This is a genomic window from Metabacillus bambusae, from assembly GCF_017497975.1.
GTDB lineage: Bacteria > Bacillota > Bacilli > Bacillales > Bacillaceae > Metabacillus > Metabacillus bambusae.
In genome coordinates this window covers 107,460-125,610 of record NZ_JAGDEL010000020.1, presented here as the reverse complement: position 1 = coordinate 125,610, position 18,151 = coordinate 107,460, and the positions used below count along the sequence as shown (strand labels likewise).

At 34.5% G+C, this 18,151-nt stretch carries 20 protein-coding genes and 1 pseudogene; 14 read left to right on the top strand and 7 right to left on the bottom strand.

Translation table 11 applies throughout. From position 1 onward, the window contains the following. Positions 1-181 precede the first annotated feature (181 nt). Positions 182-1,168, bottom strand: coding sequence for an SIS domain-containing protein (locus I7822_RS21505; RefSeq protein ID WP_207981116.1), 987 nt, complete (start codon positions 1,166-1,168; stop codon positions 182-184). Between the two features lie 303 nt (positions 1,169-1,471). On the opposite strand from I7822_RS21505, the gene I7822_RS21500 reads away from it, so the two are divergent. The 6 genes from I7822_RS21500 (at position 1,472) to I7822_RS21475 (ending at position 7,575) form a co-directional block, all read left to right on the top strand. After that, positions 1,472-2,305, top strand: coding sequence for a sugar phosphate isomerase/epimerase family protein (locus tag I7822_RS21500; protein ID WP_207981115.1), 834 nt, complete (start codon positions 1,472-1,474; stop codon positions 2,303-2,305). A 140-nt stretch (positions 2,306-2,445) separates the two neighbouring features. Continuing rightward, positions 2,446-3,162 (top strand): GntR family transcriptional regulator, encoded by a 717-nt coding sequence (locus I7822_RS21495; protein ID WP_207981114.1) that lies wholly within the window; start codon positions 2,446-2,448, stop codon positions 3,160-3,162. Positions 3,163-3,301: 139 nt separating this feature from the next. Then, positions 3,302-4,141, top strand: coding sequence for a YitT family protein (locus I7822_RS21490; protein ID WP_207981113.1), 840 nt, complete (start codon positions 3,302-3,304; stop codon positions 4,139-4,141). 532 nt (positions 4,142-4,673) lie between these two features. Further along, positions 4,674-5,327: a DUF1801 domain-containing protein gene (locus I7822_RS21485; protein ID WP_207981112.1), complete on the top strand. Its 654-nt coding sequence runs from the start codon at positions 4,674-4,676 to the stop codon at positions 5,325-5,327. A 292-nt stretch (positions 5,328-5,619) separates the two neighbouring features. After that, a complete protein-coding gene (locus I7822_RS21480) occupies positions 5,620-6,675 on the top strand; it encodes a M14 family zinc carboxypeptidase (RefSeq protein WP_207981131.1) in 1,056 nt (351 codons plus the stop codon). 672 nt (positions 6,676-7,347) lie between these two features. After that, complete coding sequence (locus I7822_RS21475) at positions 7,348-7,575, top strand: hypothetical protein (RefSeq protein ID WP_207981111.1); 228 nt, start codon at positions 7,348-7,350, stop codon at positions 7,573-7,575. 127 nt (positions 7,576-7,702) lie between these two features. Here I7822_RS21475 and I7822_RS21470 read toward each other — a convergent pair whose 3' ends face one another. Both I7822_RS21470 and I7822_RS21465 read right to left on the bottom strand, forming a co-directional pair. Beyond that, the gene (locus I7822_RS21470) at positions 7,703-8,182 is read right to left on the bottom strand and encodes a CBO0543 family protein (protein ID WP_207981110.1); all 480 of its coding nucleotides are present in this window, start codon (positions 8,180-8,182) and stop codon (positions 7,703-7,705) included. After that, positions 8,179-8,679, bottom strand: a complete 501-nt coding sequence (locus I7822_RS21465) for a CBO0543 family protein (RefSeq protein ID WP_207981109.1) — start codon at positions 8,677-8,679, stop codon at positions 8,179-8,181. The genes I7822_RS21470 and I7822_RS21465 overlap by 4 nt, the downstream gene beginning before the upstream one ends. Positions 8,680-9,167: 488 nt before the next feature. On the opposite strand from I7822_RS21465, the gene I7822_RS21460 reads away from it, so the two are divergent. The 7 genes and pseudogenes from I7822_RS21460 (at position 9,168) to I7822_RS21435 (ending at position 14,051) form a co-directional block, all read left to right on the top strand. Continuing rightward, positions 9,168-9,698 carry a DinB family protein gene (locus I7822_RS21460; RefSeq protein WP_207981108.1) on the top strand — a complete coding sequence of 177 codons (531 nt, stop codon included), beginning with the start codon at positions 9,168-9,170 and terminating at the stop codon, positions 9,696-9,698. Between the two features lie 392 nt (positions 9,699-10,090). Next, positions 10,091-10,296: pseudogene (locus tag I7822_RS21455) on the top strand (DUF1657 domain-containing protein). 126 nt (positions 10,297-10,422) lie between these two features. Beyond that, complete coding sequence (locus I7822_RS30495; protein ID WP_307847840.1) at positions 10,423-10,692, top strand: hypothetical protein; 270 nt, start codon at positions 10,423-10,425, stop codon at positions 10,690-10,692. After that, a complete protein-coding gene (locus tag I7822_RS29980; protein WP_307847839.1) occupies positions 10,619-10,780 on the top strand; it encodes a hypothetical protein in 162 nt (53 codons plus the stop codon). Before I7822_RS30495 ends, I7822_RS29980 begins: the two co-directional genes overlap by 74 nt. A 55-nt stretch (positions 10,781-10,835) precedes the next feature. Further along, positions 10,836-12,305, top strand: a complete 1,470-nt coding sequence (locus I7822_RS21445; RefSeq protein WP_207981107.1) for an alkaline phosphatase family protein — start codon at positions 10,836-10,838, stop codon at positions 12,303-12,305. Between the two features lie 129 nt (positions 12,306-12,434). Next, complete coding sequence (locus I7822_RS21440) at positions 12,435-12,731, top strand: hypothetical protein (RefSeq protein ID WP_207981106.1); 297 nt, start codon at positions 12,435-12,437, stop codon at positions 12,729-12,731. 171 nt (positions 12,732-12,902) lie between these two features. Then, complete coding sequence (locus tag I7822_RS21435) at positions 12,903-14,051, top strand: MGDG synthase family glycosyltransferase (RefSeq protein WP_207981105.1); 1,149 nt, start codon at positions 12,903-12,905, stop codon at positions 14,049-14,051. Positions 14,052-14,164: 113 nt separating this feature from the next. Here I7822_RS21435 and I7822_RS21430 read toward each other — a convergent pair whose 3' ends face one another. Both I7822_RS21430 and I7822_RS21425 read right to left on the bottom strand, forming a co-directional pair. Further along, the gene (locus I7822_RS21430) at positions 14,165-14,455 is read right to left on the bottom strand and encodes an endonuclease/exonuclease/phosphatase family protein (RefSeq protein WP_207981104.1); all 291 of its coding nucleotides are present in this window, start codon (positions 14,453-14,455) and stop codon (positions 14,165-14,167) included. Between the two features lie 79 nt (positions 14,456-14,534). After that, complete coding sequence (locus I7822_RS21425) at positions 14,535-15,047, bottom strand: undecaprenyl-diphosphatase (protein WP_207981103.1); 513 nt, start codon at positions 15,045-15,047, stop codon at positions 14,535-14,537. A gap of 460 nt (positions 15,048-15,507) precedes the next feature. On the opposite strand from I7822_RS21425, the gene I7822_RS21420 reads away from it, so the two are divergent. Then, positions 15,508-16,512 (top strand): DUF3231 family protein, encoded by a 1,005-nt coding sequence (locus I7822_RS21420; RefSeq protein WP_207981102.1) that lies wholly within the window; start codon positions 15,508-15,510, stop codon positions 16,510-16,512. Positions 16,513-16,625: 113 nt separating this feature from the next. On the opposite strand, the gene I7822_RS21415 is transcribed toward I7822_RS21420, so the two are convergent. Then, positions 16,626-16,805 carry a hypothetical protein gene (locus I7822_RS21415; protein ID WP_207981101.1) on the bottom strand — a complete coding sequence of 60 codons (180 nt, stop codon included), beginning with the start codon at positions 16,803-16,805 and terminating at the stop codon, positions 16,626-16,628. A 147-nt stretch (positions 16,806-16,952) separates the two neighbouring features. Next, the gene (locus I7822_RS21410; protein WP_207981100.1) at positions 16,953-18,101 is read right to left on the bottom strand and encodes an MFS transporter; all 1,149 of its coding nucleotides are present in this window, start codon (positions 18,099-18,101) and stop codon (positions 16,953-16,955) included. Between the last annotated feature and the right edge of the window lie 50 nt (positions 18,102-18,151).

Below are 18,151 nucleotides of genomic sequence, written 5' to 3'. Positions count from 1 at the left end.
AATCAATACATGTATTATTATAATCAAATACGAATTCAGGCAAAATTAAACTACCAGTCTCCAATAGAGTTTGGAGAACAGGTAGCTTAGGTGTTTTTTCTAAGTCTCATTTAGATGGGTCAGTTCATTTATACACTGAGCATCTTTTATGCAAATTATTGTAGAATAAGGCGATCAACTATTAATATTCAACCTTCCACATATATCTTCTCTTTGAAAGCGGATGGTTACGAGCATCTGCTAATCTCTCGGCATATTTACGTAGCACGTAATTAAGGACAAGAGGTGCAATATAACCCTTTAACTCTGAATCTATTCCTTCTAAATCAAGGTCTTTTGCATCTAACACAACGAGTTTTTCTCCATACTTTTTAGAGAAATCCAACGCTCTTTCATCTAACGGTCTCGTTTCATCTAAGCCTAGTAAAATAATGAATGGTGTGTTTTTGTCGATAATTTCAAAGGGGCCATGGAAATACTCACCAGAGTGAATAGCATTAGAGTGGATCCACTGCATTTCCATTAAGATACAGATGGCAAAGGAGTAAGCGATCCCATAATTAGCCCCACTTGCCATTGTATAAATTACTTTCTCATCTTTATAATCTGCGGCAAATTGTTGAGCACTTGCTTCAAATTGTTTACCTGCCTGTTCAAAAACTCGTTGTAGATTAGATAGGCTAGTTACCATTTTTTCATATTTATCATTGCCTTCTAAAACATTTAGAACACCCATTGTTAGCTGATATAACGTACCTAGATTTGTATCTATTGCATTAGCTTGATCACCCCACTCATATTTCACAACAAATTCTGATTCTTGAGCTAAAGGTGAACCTTCTTCATTTGTAAAACCGACAGTTACTGCACCTTTACTTCTTGCAAAAGTAGCAGCTTTCACTGTTTCAGGAGTGGTACCAGACATTGAGCATAAAACCACTAGGGCGTTTTCTCCTAGTTTTTTTGGATTACGGTGAATAAATTCATTTGAACTATACACATCTGAAGAAACAAACTTTGCTTCACGATCCATTATGTATTTATTTGGATACATAACAGCAGAGGAACCACCACAAGCAACAAAAAAGACGTGATTAATGGAACGACCCTTTAGGTGATCTAACACCTTTCCAACTTGTGAATTCATTGCCTTTTGAGAATGTACCATACTTTATTGCCTCCTTTAGTTTTATACATTACAAATCATAACGAGGTAATACGTTATATAACATCATAATATTTTGTTTTATTGATAATGTCAACGATTTTTTCATATTCATTTTTTGCTAAAAACGCCTAATCTCGCAATATATAAGGAAAGAGGGGTAGTAGAGGAGGTAAAAAGGATTAAAGTTGACTCATAACATAATATGATGTTATATTATGTTTAAGCGCTATTAAACTGGGCGCTTTTCATGTTTGAATGATTCAATAAGGTACTATTTTTATAACTTATGAGAGGAGTTATGAAATGGCAAAAATATCGAGAAATCAATTGACGGGAATGAATTTCCACTACAAGCATTATCCTTTTGAATATTTCTTAGATGCTATGGTACGTTACGAATTGAATAATATTGAAGTATGGGGTGCATCTCCACACTTTCATGTAGAAAATATGAGTGTGCAAGAGATCAGAAATGTTAAAAAAGAGATTGATCGACGAAATTTATCAGTCATTTGCTTTACACCTGAACAATGTGTTTATCCAATTAATATTGCTGCTAAAGAAGTTGATATTCGGGAAAAAAGTATCGACTATTTTAAAAAATCAGCTCTAGCGGCAAAAGAACTAGATTCACCTTTGCTTTTAGTAACACCTGGTTGGGGGTATGAAAACGAAGATGCCAAAGAAGCATGGAAGCGTGCTGAAGAATCTTTAGGAAAGCTTGCTCAAGTTGGACGAGAATTAGATTTAACATTGGCTTTAGAACCACTTACGAGAATGGAAACGAATATCATTCATAATGCCTCACAATTAAAATTGATGTTAGATTGTGTGAATCATTCAAATCTTAAAGGAATGATTGATACCATTCCTATGGCGTTAGCTGGGGAGGATTTTACAGATTATTTTAATAGCATGAATGAGGAAATTGTTCATATTCATTTTATTGATGGCAAGCCAGAAGGTCATCTTGTATGGGGTGACGGAGTTTTACCGCTGGAAACGTATATCAAACAGTTAAATCAAGCTAACTACAAAGGCTTCCTCTCACTAGAGTATACATCCTATCAATATGTCCAACATCCAGATGACGCAATGGAAAGAACAATGAAAGCGTTGTCCAGTCAATTCGTCTAAACGATATCATTTAATAAATATTAAGTAACAAAAGGATATCTAGCACATGTTTTTTCGGAGCTTATCAGTACCTCTATGGTTGAGACAACGAACATGAAAGCATTATAATATAACTATTATCTAATAGAATAGGTGAAAATATGTTAAGACAAGATGATAAAGTTCCATTATACGTACAATTAAAAGAATCTATACGAAGCTCAATCTTGAATGGTGATCTAAAATATGGGGAAAAAATCCCTACTGAAATTGAACTAAGTGAGATTCATAAGATAAGTCGAATAACTGTAAGAAAGGCGATTCTTGAGCTTGTTGAGGAAGGGTATCTCATTAAAAAGCAAGGGAAGGGCACATTTGTTAGTAAGCCTAAGATTGAAAGAAAAATTGTGCACTTTCTTAGCTTTTCAGAGGCTTGTAAAGCAAATGGGTTAAAAGTGAGTAGTAAAGTAATTAAAAAGGAAATTGTTCAGCCAACACCTAGAGATAGAGAAAAGCTTCAGCTTGATGTTGATGATGCTATGATTTATATCCAAAGAGTGAGGTATGGTGGTGAATCACCTGTTATGCTTGAGAATAATTACTTTTCGTATAAAAACTTTCATTTTCTCCTTGGCGAGGATTTAGAGAAGTCTTTATACCGAACTCTTGAAGAAAAACATCAAATTAAACCTTCACATTCAGGCGAACTTTCTTTGGAAATTGTTCGAGCAACAGAGGATCAAACAGAGTTACTTAAAGTGGCTACAGGAGAGCCTCTATTCTATATGGATACTGTCATTTTTGATGAAAATGAACGACCAGTCCATATTGGGAAACAGTACATTATTGGAGAAGGGTATAAATTTATTTTGAAATAAAATGTACGTAGATAGCAACTATGAAAAAGGTGGATAATACAGTGAATGACAGCTATAATCTACCTTTATCTTTCATTTGTGTCGGTGTGATTTTATTCGCGCAAAAATAGGCTTATCCTTACTGTTGAGAGGTTTTACAATGAGGCCACAAATACTGAATATAGCCATGCTTTTTGCTGGCTCTTTTATTTATGCATTGGGAATAAACTACTTTGCCATTCCCAATAAATTATCTGAAGGTGGAGTAATAGGGATAACGATTGTTTTGTATTACCTTTTTCAATGGTCACCAGGGGTGGTCAACTTAATCTTAAATGGTTTTTTGTTTGCGACAGGCTACAAGCTACTTGATAAAAAGGTGATCTTTTATACATTATTAGCTACAATCTTCTCTTCATTTTTTCTATATGTCACTGAAGGTTGGGGAGGTCCATTAATTGGAGATTCATTATTAGCTGCCTTATTTGCCGGCGTTTTTGTCGGGGGTGGACTTGGCTTAGTCTTCCGAGCTGGAGGATCAATGGGTGGAACAGCAATCCTCGCAAGACTTGGGCAATTATATTTTGGCTGGAGTCTTAGCAGAACGATTTTGATTATTGACCTTATTGTCATAGCGGGCTCTACCTATGTGATTGGGCAGGAAAAAGCAATGTACACCCTTGTCGCGGTGTTCATTGGGGCAAAGGCGATCGATCTTGTCATTGAGGGTCTGGACGCACAAAAAGCAGTAACAATCATTTCTGGTACCGCAGAAACGATTTCAAAGGAGATTACATTTTCTTTAGCACGTGGGGTAACTATTTTTAGCGCTCGCGGGGCTTATACTGGCTCGGACAAAGAAGTTCTTTATGTTGTCATTAATCGACAAGAGCTATCCAAATTAAAACAGCTTGTTCGCTCGATTGATCCAAAAGCATTTGTAGTGGTTCATGAAGTTCGTGATGTTATTGGGGGAGGATTTTCAATTGAGAAAGCTTAGTGAAACAAAAACGGAAGCGCCCGTTTAGCGACGTAGAAAAAAGAGCACTCCGTATGAAATAAAGCGAGACTTCCATCAGTGGGGTTTTTTTAATGGATAGCGAGACTTATCGGACATTAACGGGCAGTTATATCAATTACTGCCCGTTAATGTGTGGGAAAGGAAACACGAAGAGCGATAGCGATTCGATGTTGACTTAGCGTAAAGGTATCGACTAATTTCAGCTCCCCTACAGGAAATTAAAGATTGGGTATCCTTTTATGTGAAACTTTGGAATGGAAAAGTGGCATTTTTAAAAAATTATTATCGGAGGAATAAATAGTTGCAGATTTATCATTAGATTTTGAGTTAACTGTTTAGATGCCTTCTTGCCGGAAGTTCAAGCACTTGCCAAGTGGGTCATGGAAAATAATTCAAGGTTGATGAATATTCAAGTAAAGCCAAAAAGTGACAGATAGAATTGGAGAAATTGAAAAAAAATCATCATTCTAGACTGTCAGCTGATCGAAAAATTGAAGAGGGGTGTTCCTTGATGACAAATAGTAGAATGAATCCTAAGGTTGATGAATTTTTAAGTAAAACAAAAAAGTGGAAGGAAGAATATGAGAAGTTGAGAAATATCGTTCTTGACTGTGAGCTAACCGAAGGATTTAAGTGGATGCATCCTTGTTATACGTTTGAGAAAAAAAACATAGTTTTAATCCATGGATTTAAAGAATATTGTGCGCTTCTGTTTCACAAAGGTGCCTTGTTACAGGATGCCCATGGGATTCTAATCCAACAAACGGAGAATGTACAGGCGGCGCGCCAGATTCGGTTCACCAATGTTCAAGAAATAGTTGAAATGAAAACCATCTTGAAAGCCTATATTTATGAAGCCATTGAAGTTGAAAAAGCCGGTTTGGAAGTGGATTTTAAAAAGAATGAAGAATACATAATTCCTGAAGAACTTCAAAATAAATTTGATGAAATCCCTGCCTTGAAAACTGCTTTTAAAAGCTTGACCCCGGGACGCCAAAGAGCATACATTCTTCATTTTTCTCAACCCAAACAATCCAAAACTCGAGTGTCAAGGGTTGAAAAAAGTATGGAGAAAATTCTCAATGGCAAGGGATTAAATGATTGCACTTGTGGACTATCTCAAAAGCAGCCCAACTGTGACGGCTCGCACAAGTCCATTCGATAAGAAAATAAATTCATTAAACTTTAATGTATTACCTCACTTTGCGTTCATTCGAACTCCTTTTTAGATCGCAGGTAACACTCAAACAAATAATTTAATATGGAAAAAAACAAAAAAGCGCTCACTTTTTCCTACAAACTTACAATTTATGTTAATAAGCAATCCTACTTTCACATATTTCGGTTATCGAAATATGTCTAAATAATAGGTAGCCTACTCTATTAATTCTAGTAACATGAACCAGTAAAATAGAGTGGTAACCAATTGTAAAAAAGGGGAGGAATTGTAAGTGAGTATTAAAAAGAAAGTTTTATCTGTTTCATTATCTAGTCTATTGGCATTAGGGACAGTTACAGCTGTTTCAATTCCAGCAAGTGCAGTAGGCAATGGGCCAAACACGGGGAATGGTTCCATTCAAACATCGATTTTACATACATATGAAAGCATGGTTGATTATTTAAAAACCCAAGATTCCAAGCAAGCTGCGATGGAGCTTGAAGTCATTGGACAAACGGTTAAAGGCCGTGATATTTACATGGCCAAATACTTATCAAACCCTGATAATCCAACAATTTTATTTTTAACCCAGCAGCATGGTAACGAGCAACTTACCACTGAAGGGGCGCTGGAATTTATTAAACACTTAGGCACGAACAAACTTAAAGATGTCCTGGATCATGTAAATGTACTAGTGATCCCGATGTTAAATGCTGATGGAGCGATGGGTGATGTTAACTTCTCACTTGATAACTATTTAGCTGACGGTGATCGTCACTTAACACGATATAATGCAAATGAAGTTGATTTAAATCGTGAACATGATAAGCCTGTAAACGAGATGGAGGCTGAGGCAAAAGCACTTCATGAAAATGTGTTTGCGAAATATGATATCGATTATATGATTGATTTACATCATCAAGGAACACGCAGTCAAACAGATGGTGAGCTGGTATCTGGTTCTATTCTCTATCCAACTAATTCGGAAGTAAAACCAGAGGTATTAGAAGGCTCTAAAAAACTCGGTGCAGTGGTATACAATTCCCTTGAAGATACGGGCTGGGGGCATATTGGCAAATATAACGGAGGGGATGGCGCAAATATCGGACGGAATGGTGCTGCAGTCCGTTATGATATCTCAACGTTACTTTTTGAAATGCGCGGTATGTCAGATCACTATATTGAGTCTTATGCACTTGGTCAAAAAAGCAATGGTTATTTAATCAAACAAACGATTACGACTTTGGATGCAGCAGTTAATGCAATTGCTGAAGGATCAATTGAAACGGCTGATACAAGCTTCTGGGATACTCTCCCAACACAAACAAATAGAGCGGAAGAGGAAGACGAATAAAGTGAGACCTCCATCAGTGGGGTTTTCTCGAAGTACATGATTACGAGTGCCGACTTTGCCACAGGACGTGGCGAAGTTAGTCGGCCATACCTACCTTAATAAAACAACGGTATAAAAAGATGTACCAACGATAAAAAATGACAAAGAGCCAAATCCTTGATAGTAAGGGTGTGGCTCTTTTGCTACCTTCTTTTTTTATGTAAACAGGATTTATATATGATATTTACAGCATTAAGTTTGAGGTTTAAAAAACAAACAACAGATCGAACCATTGATTGTGGAGGGATATTGACAGTTTCGTTCATATCAGTAAGTAAATGCAATTTTGACTGATAAAACTAAAAATGTAAGGAATCCTACTTCGTTTTTTTTCATTTTGACACCCCCTTTACCTTTGATACTTTAACAATACAATATTAAGAAATACTTGTAAGTGTTTAGGGGAGGTTATCTAACGTATTTTTTGAAATATTGCATGGGGTTAATCTAAATATGTAATAAATAGTAACATTTTCGTTACCTTCTTTAATAAAAATGCGCTTTAAAAAATTACGAATTTGAATCAGAACATCTAATAGCCAATGCTAATCAGTTAGGAAATGTGTTATTAAAAGGCCTACAAAATATTCAAAGTAAATGTGAAATTGTCGGTGAAGTAAGAGGTCTAGGCTAATGGGTGCAATAGAAATTGTTAAAAATAAATCTTCACAAGAGAGGTTCACTAATTCAGTTGCTCCATTAATTGTTTCAGCAGCAAAGAACGGACTAATCTGTAGATCAGTTGTTTTTGATGGTCAAGATACACTAGTTTTCGCTCCACCGTTGAGTATCAACAAGGAGCTTAATACTTTGGTACAAATTTTAACTGAATCGATCCTATCAATTTTGAAGGCACTTTAAATAAATAATTGAAAGTAACATTTATAAAAGGGACATAGGTCCTTTCACAATTTATTTCACCTGTTAGAAGGAGAGAGTATATTAAGGTGATTATGAATTATAGGATAATCACCATTATTGGTAGTGTTTATTTTCGGTTAAACTTCTCCCCTTTGGCGAAAAACCAAACACAATATAAACGGGATAATAATAACGCAAGACATAATGTAATCCAAGTAATATACCATTCCCAGTGTATGTAATTAATGAGAGCGGTGTATTTTTCAATAATGACTTCAATGATAGTCAACACAGAACTAAATCCAATATAATAACTCCATTGAATATGAATACTTCGATCATTAGGATACCATACATTAAAGGCAGCACATATGACTGGAAAGGCATAATATTCAAAACTGAAGCTCGTTCGATTAATAGAAGCAAATAATCGAACAGGATATTCAAGCAGTCCAAACTCTACAACCACTAGACCAATAAGAAAAGTAATAAGCTGTTGGAATAAAAATGCCACTATCGCAAGTCGTATTTTATTTTTGGGTATGGAGAAAATAATACTTGTTGCAACTATATAAACCAATAACAAGATCCACCATTCAATTCTCATTTGGCCCCCCAACGCTGCTCAGTTTGAAACAAGGCTTTGTCTTTAAAGAACCAATTACAGCAGACTTGACTTACGTAAAAAAGAAACCCGATGTATATCCACATCCCATACCACGGCAACAATCCATATTCTAATAAATCTATATATCTCTCAAGTACAATATCAAACAAAGTGATAGTAGAGGTCCAAACAAGAAAATATGTAAATCGAGAGTAAAGACTGCTTTTTACACTCTTATGGACATAAAAAATTGAAAATAAAACGGGGTAAAAAAAATAATTGATTGTAACGGCGAGATCTGTAGCTTTTGGGAACTCCCGTACAGGTGCGCTTAACAAACCAAATTGAAATGAAGGCATATCACATAGCCAAATGATTGCTTGAAACATCAAAAAAGCGAAGAAACCCCTGCGCCGATCTTTGCTTGGAATAAACAGAATCAAGCCTAAAAATCCAAACATCCACATTGCTAGCAGAATCAAATGCTCCAATTGCATGCCCCAGAGACCTCCCACTTCTGATAATGAAAATGGATAACTATTTATTAGCAATTTCCATTATCTCAAATCATATTCAATAACGTCTGCAGGCTAAAGTATAAATCTGGTCCCTCTTTTTAGTAGTTATCCACTTTCTCACATCATATGCAATAACTTTTTATGCGTATCTAACGACTCAGATGTATAAACTGACTGATAATAAACAAAAGAATCCATTTAGGGAAACTTCCTTTTTATTGAAGGTTGTAAAGAATTGTACTTACAGTAAAGGGTAACTAGTGTTAAAGATTAAAATGAGTTGTACCCGCAGCTCATTTTTATTTGTTATCCTACTAAAAATGCATTTTAGCTGAAGAAGGACTATTTATTTGATTATAGAAATAGTAACTAAATAACGGAATTGGCACGTTTCTATTGGGATGTTACGGTGGGGGTTTTTATAAACATTTATTCAAATAAACAATATTAAGGGAGGAAAAGCTGGGATGTTTTACGATTTACATGGTCAAGCAGATATGTCACCAATTGTGGGAATATTATATTCCGCAGTGAATGAAAATAGCCAACGACTACGATTTATTACTGATGGCATGTCGCAAGAAGAAATAGATTACAAGGGGCCAAATAACAATTTTAATAGTACTGCTCAGTTAATAAAACATCTCATGTATGTTGACCTTAATTGGGTTTATAGAATAAAAGGCCAACTACTTCCACATTCATTAAAAGAGCAATATGGCCCCATGTTAGATGAAAATAATAAGCTTCCGATGGTCAAAGGTAAGTCTTTGAACACGCTTATGTCTAAATATGAAGGTGTATTAAAAATGTTAAAAGATACATGTACACAATTAACAGATGCTGATTTAGATAAAGTTGTCACTTTTGGTCATGAAAATGAAAAGCAAGCAACCATTCGATGGGGACTTTGGCATATGGCTGACCATAACCGCTATCACCAGGCTCATATCAATCAGCTTAGAAAGTGGTATAATGAAAATTCTCTTTCAAATTAAAGGGTAGACCAATACTTAAAGGATTACTGCGGTTACCACTATACGGTTATAGATTTTATTTAAGATACATTAGGAATTAAGCAGAAAATATGTTATTGAAAAATTATTTGGAGAAGAACTGGCATTAAAAACAGCAACCATAATGGAATATGAATGGAATAAAAACAATTATTATTCTTCTTAAACTTTAGGGTGCTTTGCTTCAATAAGGAGTAAGGCTTATTTATTACACTAACGGTGCAGGTCAGTAGAACAAGTTTTAAATGGAATTGTTTAAAGTTATAGAGCATTTCTTTGTAATGAAGAATGCTTTTTATTTTTGTAAAAATACGAATAATTTATTCGTTTTTATACATTCTATTTGTTAGGAACCAAATTTAGAAGGAATTACCATGAAAGTTGTTATTCAAGTTCAAACAACATTAGCAGGCTTAAAAAGTACACAAGCAAGTTTCGAAACATTTGCATTAAGTACCGAAAATCAACATGCTAAGACTCTTTACCAGTATGCGGCCAAGCAACACAATCCGTTATTGATAGTATCGAACCTCGCCTTCAAGAGATCGAGCAGGAAGAACCGCAATACAAACAGCAATAATGATTACCAAGAGGTTGGTCTTGAACCAACCTTTTTTTCAAATGAAGAATGAGGTATTTCAAATGAAAAATAGCAAAATGATGATTACCTACATCATGTTGATTTTGATAGTTGTATCTGTATGTAATGTTATCTGGATATCAAACGTGTTTGTTTCACAATGAACAGGTTATTGTTTCAATTGGAACAGTATGCGGACCATTTGAAGCAAGAGGGAATATCTCAGTAGATTTTAATCTATTATATGAAGATATCTGGTTACGACAAGACTCCTTTGAAAAATGCTCAAAAAGTACTGATAGAGGAAGCTTGCCAAAAGGCAATAGAAAAAGCAGGTGTTTTAGCAAGAACAAGTTCAATTTTTTCTTTGGGAGATTTAATCAATCAAATTTTTAGGAAATGTATTTTTACCAATTTTTCATTTTTCTTCTTTATCAATGTTCCGTCACTCAGTGTTACATCTATACCTTTTTCCTATTCTTGATGATTTTTTTAGTAACATAGTAGGAATGTTTTTATTGCGAAAGGAAGAGTTACCAATGACTTTAGATCCGTCAGAGAAGAAGCAGATTATTATGCTGTTCGTAGATACATTAATGAATCCAACTTTACAAGAAGCGATCAAGAATAAAAAAGCACCTGCATTTCAATTTTTTATCGATAATGGTTATAACATTCCAAATGTCGTAAGTCCATTTCCAACAATGTCCGTCAATGTTGATAGTACATTATTAACAGGTGTCTACAGTGATCAACATAAAGTCCCGGGGTTAGTTTGGTTTAACAAAAAAGAAAATCGAATTATTAATTATGGAGGTCATGTTAGAGAACTCAAAAAATTAGGGTTAAAACAGTCCATGGAAGATATTTTTTACAATTTGAATCATAACCATTTGAGTAAAAAACTTAAGACGATACATGAAATCCTTATGGATCAAGATATCCAAACTGCATCCATTAATACGTTATTATATAGGGGAAACCAGTCTGTACAAATAACTTTTCCTTTTCTTATGTCATTGATTACAGGAATGAGAAGGAAAATATTCGCATACGCGCCAAATGTGTTTTCATACGGGGCAATGACAAAAATGAATCCATCAAAAAGGCACTCCTATTTTTGGCAGAAATATGGGTTTAATGACAAATTTACAGCAAATGAATTGAAATATCTCATCGAACAAGATATGCTTCCTGCACTTACAATTGCTTACTTTCCTGATTTAGATCAACGCATACATAAAAAAGGTAGGATGGATATAAAAGGAATTGAAAAAGTAGACAGGCAACTTCAAAGCATCCTTAACACTTATCCTTCATGGGAAGAAGCATTATCGAATAATATATGGATTATTCTAGGTGATAATGGCCAAGCATGGATTGATAATGATCGTAACCTTGCATTGATAGATCTTAGAAAACTGTTGCACACATATCAAATTCCAAAATTAAAAGATGGTGTTTCCTCTTCAGATCAAGTTATTCTTTGTGCGAATGAAAGAATGTGTTTTATTTATACACTTGATTCTAAGACTATACCTCAAAAAGAACTTGCAAAAATTTTACAAAGAGATGATAGGATCGATGTTATTGCTTGGGAAAAAGAAAATTCAATTATAGTAACTTCTGGCATTCAGGATGGACAACTAATTTTTCGACCTGAAGGAGATTTTATTGATGAATATGGACAATCTTGGTTTATAGAAGGTGAACTAGAAATATTAGATCTTTCAATAAATAAAAATAAAGTCAGTTATGGATCTTATCCAGATGCATTGGCAAGACTTTATTCAACGTTTTTTTCACATGAGGGGGATTATCTAGTTGTTAGTGCCAAACCAGGACATGAGTTTATAGCCGAAGGATCCCCTACGCATGTTGGGGGTGCCAGCCACGGAGGATTGCATGAACAAGATTCACTTATTCCCATGATTGTAACCGGAACTGATACAAAACCGAAAAATTTACGTATTTTGGATTTAAAAGATTGGATTCTGTCTTTAATTTAGAAAAAAAACCGACCCGATTTTTAACACATCACATAAAACAATATAATAGAAATTACCAACACTATTTTCTGTAGATTTAATGAAGAATAAAATTGTCTCCTCAAAAAGCAAAAATAGTTGGTAATCAGAATGAACAATTTATACACTCTTTTTTCATTAATAAGAGGAAGAAGAGATCAACGCTTCTTTAACATGTTTGGAAATAGTAGAACGAATAACGGCGGCATTATTTTATGGTTATTACTTGGTTTAACGACACTTGGAGTGATCGGAAGACGAATTACAAGATGGGTACAAAAAATCCAAGAAGGATATAACAACCTTCGAAATAACACGAGAATTCCTGTAAAAAATCAAGTAAATTTTGCTAATGAATTTGCTGAAGAAGTAACACCTAAAATCCTTAATAAGAATAATAATCAATAGATATTCTTTTTCAATGGGGCTATCTCAAGAAAGAGTTAGCCCTTATTCTCATTATTTTGAAATCCATAATTCAAAAGCATTACTTTATAAAACCTGTATTTATTCCAATTGCTCTTATCTTTAATTATATTTGAATCCTAAATTTTAAAAAGAAAAATAAGGGTGTAAATCATGAAAAAACAAGTCTTAATACTATCAGAAGCTGTTGGTAACGGGCATACAAAAGTAGCAGAAGCGTTGATGCAAGGAATTTCTCATCTTGCTCCATCTGCCCAAACACAAATTCTAGAGTTAGGACAGATACTTCGTCCTTTAAGCACTAAGCTAATCGTTGACTCCTATCTAAAAATGATCGAACATTCTCCATCATTATGGAGAAAAATTTATCAATATAAACATAACAAGCCTCTTTCCAATTGGAAAAAGTACGTCATTCACCAGCTGATTCACAGACAAATTGAAGTTCTTCTTGAAAATGAAAAACCTCACCTTATCGTCTGTACGCACCCATTTACCAGTTCAACAGCATCTCGGTTAAAGAAAAAGGGTTATACGTTTACTCTTTGCACGGTAGTAACAGATTTTCATGTTCATGGAGCATGGGCTCAACCTGAAGTAGATTTTTATATGGTTTCAAATATGGATGTATATAACCAATTAATAGATATGGGAATACCAGAGAAACGTATTGCCATTACTGGTATACCTATAAGATCAAATTTTTGGGTTCGAAAAAATAAACAGGAAATGCGAAAAAAATTAAATTTAAAAGATATCCCTACCCTAATGCTCATGGGAGGGGGATTGGGATTAGGGGGAATTCAGAAACTCGCCAATGCTCTTTTAAAATGGAAAGAAAATATTCAGGTTATCATTTGTACTGGGAACAACGAATCACTAAGAAGTTCCTTTTTAAGAGATGAAAGGTTTCATCATCCCCATATTCATATACTAGGGTTTGTTGATCTTATTGATGAATGGATGGAAGCCACTGATTTACTCATTACAAAACCGGGTGGCTTAACCTGTTACGAAGCATTAGCAAAAGGCCTGGCTTTGTATATCTATCAACCAATACCAGGACATGAAGAAAAAAATTGTGACTTTTTAGTAAACAATCATTTGGCTGTTAAAATTGATGACGTCGAAAACATCAATAATATACTCGAAAAATTGCTCTTTTCTTCCCAAGAGATGGAGTTTTTATATAATAGTACAAGGGAATTTCAGAAAAAAATAGATCCATTAGCAAGTGCAGACTTTATTGTTAAACATCTTCTTTATGGGGGAGGGGAAATTACCCAACGGATTAAAACTTAAATGAGTGACCATGATTTGATATAACTTATTGTTTATTTGAATTATTGCGTCAAGCAAAGACCTTCCTTCATTTAGTCTGGATACATAATTAAAAGAATGGCTCTTTTTTGTTACTATTGGGAAGCGAGGTGCATTTCCATACTGCCGTACCGTTGTTGGATTTTTAGATTTTTAGAATTTATTGAGAGAGACGGACTGAAAGCATGCTCTAATTTTAATTGTTTTGCAAGCCAGCTAATCTGATTTTTATAGAGGCTTCGCTTAGAAAAATGTTTATCAACCTCATTGAGACCAATAATATCAGCATCACTAATTTCGATTACTTCAGCTATTCTGTAAAGATCCACTTGTTTATCAATTCCCTTACCGTGATGAATGTTAAACGTTATTACTCTGATTTCCAAAATACTATCTCCACATATGCTAAGTTTTTTTCCATAATCTTTGTTGCTAAGTACCGTAAGAATAGTAATTTTATACCATTTATAGACGAACAAAAGAATTAAAGTAACGTGAAGTTTTGTCAATCACGACGCTCGTTATGCTACCAATAAAGGCACTTCCAATAATATCAGAAGGATAATGATGTCCTACCCAAATACGTGATAATCCCGTTAACACAGATAGTCCCATCATGAACAATCCAAGGACACGTACACGAAGAATAAATGAAGTAGATACAGCAAACGCAAGTAAAGTGTGTTTACTTGGAAATGAAGAGTCCATCTTCGAGGGAATAAGTATGCCGACACGTCGTTTCATAAACGGACGAGGCTTAAAATAGAACAATTTAATTAAAGTGTCAATTAACAAAGTAAATACTGTAGATTTCACTGCATTTAAAACCACTTTTTTATCGGAATCGCTTCTAAACCATATTATACCTAAAACAAAAATAAACACATAACGAGCCTTTTTTGAAATCAATATCATCAGCATATCCATTAGAGAATACTGACCTGGCCGATTTATAGCTTTAAACATTTTATAATCCATAAAAAATTGTCTCCTTACTTTTTAGATATTTGTACTATTCCCACCCAAAGCGAAAAACATGTAGAATATAGAAGTCAAGAAAGAAGTTGTTATTCTTGGAAGATTATTTTAATAATAAAACGAAACGAATATATAGAAGTAATTTATTTCAAAGATTAATGGAGAGGAAACTAATGACCCAAAATAATCTACAAATTGATGTAAATCAATTAAATCAAGAATTGCAAAGTATTCACCTGACCTAATTTTAGGCGTCTAAACATGACATAAACAAGAGCCCCTTGTATTTCTACAGCGCAAATGAATGCGTAAAATCACACAAAATAAAATTAAAACTACAATGTCTATCCGTTTTTACCTTAAAGTGAATTCACCATCTGGCACTTTTTCCTTCTCTTAGAAATAATCCAATCATTTTTGTGCATATTAAAATAAAAAATAAAGGAGTTTTGATTTAAAAATGGAGCATAACCCGAAACTTGTTTCTTCAGAAGTTGCAGCATTGTGGAGTGCCTATATGCAGAATTCAATGGCTTTTTGTATAGTTCAGCATTTTGCTAATGTAAATGAAGATCCTGACTGTACAGATCTTATTCAAACCGCTCTAACAAATTGCTCATATGTTGTAAATGAAGTCAAACTAATTTTTAAAAAAGAAAATCATGGTCTACCCATTGGATTCACACAAGAAGATATAAATTTAAAAGCTGGTCGATTATATTCAGACCTGTTTACCTTGAGATACATAAAATATATGGCTGCTGCTGGAACAGTCGCCGCCGCAGCTTTACTTGAAGTATTGGCGCGAAACGATGTAAGAGATTTTTTTTCGAAAACATCCCAAATGTTTATGAACCTTTACAATAATGCTTGTGATTTACTTCTTAAGAAGGGAGCTTTTGTACGTTCTCCTACTATTGCACCAATGGAAAAAGCTGAATACCTTCAAAGTGAATCATTTTTATCAGGATTAATCGGAAAGCATCGTCCGTTAACTGCCATTGAACTAGCTCATATTTCGAAGAATACGGAAACAAACTCCATTGGTAGAACATTTGTCTCTGGCTTTTCCCAAACTGCTAAATCACCTGAAGTTAGAAAATATATGGAGAGAGGTACGCAGATGGCTGCAAAGCATGAAACAGTGTTTAGACAGGTTTTAATAGAAGATGGAGTGCCGCTGCCAAGTACCTGGGATTCAACCATTTCTCAATCCATTGATGCACCTTTTTCGGATAAGTTAATGATGTTTCAAACCAATAGCCTAACTGAAATTAGCGTCGCTGGTTATGGTGCTGCCATCGGAGCTAGCCTTAGAAAGGATTTAAGTGGACATTATACAAGACTAGTGGCTGAAGTACTTCAATATGCAAGTGATGGGGTAAAATTAATGATTGAAAACAGGTGGATGGAACAACCACCTCAAAACGTAGACAGGGAAGTATTAAGAAACAGAAGTGTTTAATTGAAGCGATAACAATAAAAAAAGCGATTAAGTGTTGCAGATCGCTGTTAATTTTGTTTTACGACTAACATTAAATGGATGATTTCTTCCCAATCAAACACCTTATCTGCGATTCAAATTCTTTGTGCCGGCGTTTCCAATTCACCAAAAGTCTTATATGGCATACAAAAGTTGAAATAAGTTCTTAGAATGGTTATAGCATACTGGGTGTATTTACAATTTAATTTAGTGTTTTCTGATACACGCCATTCGGCTTTTTTCTCCACTCTCTTTTTAGGTTCAATAAATTGCATAATGACCTCCTAAATGACAATAAATTTGACACTGTAATATTGTGCAACAAGTATTATCCAAGGTGGAAAAGGTTAATAAACCTTAATATAACAAGAAATGACATATGCCAATTCATACGTCATTTCTTATGTCATTTATTAAGTATTCTAATACAGGGATGGTTTTTTTAACGAAATAATGGCACATCCTAATGCTATTAATACCAAAACAGACCCAAAACTTGCTAAATTCATGACAGAACCTGACATTGTAAAAATGACTGCCCCAACACCAGAACCAATTGATATTCCGATTTGTAAGGCAGAAGTATTTAAGCTTTGTTGAATATCAGACGTTTTTGGATCGGTTTGTATCAGATAAGTTTGTAGAGCAGGTGTCAAAGCCCAACTAAGTGCTCCCCACAAAACAATCATTAAAAGAAATAGTGGTAAATTTACTGTTGTATAGGGAATGAGGAATAATACAATAGCAAATGAAGAAGTGACAAGTAAAATAGACTTGCTTGACCCTATCCAATCACTCAACCATCCCCCAATGGCATTCCCAGTTACAGATGCTATTCCAAAAATTAAATAACACAAGCTAATCAATAGTGAGTCCATATTAAATGCTTCTATTAAAAAAGGTGTAAAATATGCATAGAGCATATAATGACCAGCGAGCATAAACAAGGTAATAAGATGTGCGAGGTAAATTTTAGGACTTCCTAATGATTTAATCTGGATGTTCAAAGGTGTTACCTCTTCGACAGGCATTTTTTCTAGTACGTTAAAAACAAGTACCATAGATAGAGTAGAAAGAATTCCTATGCCTAGAAATACTGAGCGCCATCCAAAAACCTCAGTAACAAATATACCTATCGGAACTCCTACTACTAGTGAAGAACTTACTCCTATAAAAATTAGTCCTAAAGCTTTTGCTCGATGATGTGGCTCAACTATTTTTGAAGTTATAGTGAGAGATAAAACAATCACCAATGCTGTACTCATCGCCGTAATAATTCTTGCAACCATCACAAGAAGAAATGTAGTACTAAAATAAGTGATGATATTCCCTAAAGTAAATATTAACAAAGCAGTAAGGTAAAGGCGTTTCCTTTCTATTTTTGCTGTTAAAGATAAAAGCAAGGGCGCAGATATTGCATATACAAGGGCAAACACTGTAATAAGTTGACCTGCTTTAGCTAATGATATATTTAAATCATCTGCGATATTTGGTAAAATGCCTCCAACAATCAACTCAACTAATCCTACTGCGAATGTAGACGCAGCCAATATAAAAACTCTCCAGTTCATAAATATCAACCTTTCTGTACATTTTTACTTTCATTTTGTACAGGGTTAAA

Bases quoted from the DNA above. Each gene is read 5' to 3' on its own strand.
- I7822_RS30495 (WP_307847840.1), top strand. From the start codon at position 10,423: ATGTTATCTGGATATCAAACGTGTTTGTTTCACAATGAACAGGTTATT.
- I7822_RS21435 (WP_207981105.1), top strand. From the start codon at position 12,903: ATGAAAAAACAAGTCTTAATACTATCAGAAGCTGTTGGTAACGGGCAT.
- I7822_RS21500 (WP_207981115.1), top strand. From the start codon at position 1,472: ATGGCAAAAATATCGAGAAATCAATTGACGGGAATGAATTTCCACTAC.
- I7822_RS21485 (WP_207981112.1), top strand. From the start codon at position 4,674: ATGACAAATAGTAGAATGAATCCTAAGGTTGATGAATTTTTAAGTAAA.
- I7822_RS21490 (WP_207981113.1), top strand. From the start codon at position 3,302: ATGAGGCCACAAATACTGAATATAGCCATGCTTTTTGCTGGCTCTTTT.
- I7822_RS21440 (WP_207981106.1), top strand. From the start codon at position 12,435: ATGAACAATTTATACACTCTTTTTTCATTAATAAGAGGAAGAAGAGAT.
- I7822_RS21470 (WP_207981110.1), bottom strand. From the start codon at position 8,182: ATGAGAATTGAATGGTGGATCTTGTTATTGGTTTATATAGTTGCAACA.
- I7822_RS21410 (WP_207981100.1), bottom strand. From the start codon at position 18,101: ATGAACTGGAGAGTTTTTATATTGGCTGCGTCTACATTCGCAGTAGGA.
- I7822_RS21425 (WP_207981103.1), bottom strand. From the start codon at position 15,047: ATGGATTATAAAATGTTTAAAGCTATAAATCGGCCAGGTCAGTATTCT.
- I7822_RS21415 (WP_207981101.1), bottom strand. From the start codon at position 16,805: ATGCAATTTATTGAACCTAAAAAGAGAGTGGAGAAAAAAGCCGAATGG.
- I7822_RS21475 (WP_207981111.1), top strand. From the start codon at position 7,348: ATGGGTGCAATAGAAATTGTTAAAAATAAATCTTCACAAGAGAGGTTC.
- I7822_RS21495 (WP_207981114.1), top strand. From the start codon at position 2,446: ATGTTAAGACAAGATGATAAAGTTCCATTATACGTACAATTAAAAGAA.
- I7822_RS21465 (WP_207981109.1), bottom strand. From the start codon at position 8,679: ATGCAATTGGAGCATTTGATTCTGCTAGCAATGTGGATGTTTGGATTT.
- I7822_RS21505 (WP_207981116.1), bottom strand. From the start codon at position 1,168: ATGGTACATTCTCAAAAGGCAATGAATTCACAAGTTGGAAAGGTGTTA.
- I7822_RS21420 (WP_207981102.1), top strand. From the start codon at position 15,508: ATGGAGCATAACCCGAAACTTGTTTCTTCAGAAGTTGCAGCATTGTGG.
- I7822_RS21445 (WP_207981107.1), top strand. From the start codon at position 10,836: ATGACTTTAGATCCGTCAGAGAAGAAGCAGATTATTATGCTGTTCGTA.
- I7822_RS21460 (WP_207981108.1), top strand. From the start codon at position 9,168: ATGTTTTACGATTTACATGGTCAAGCAGATATGTCACCAATTGTGGGA.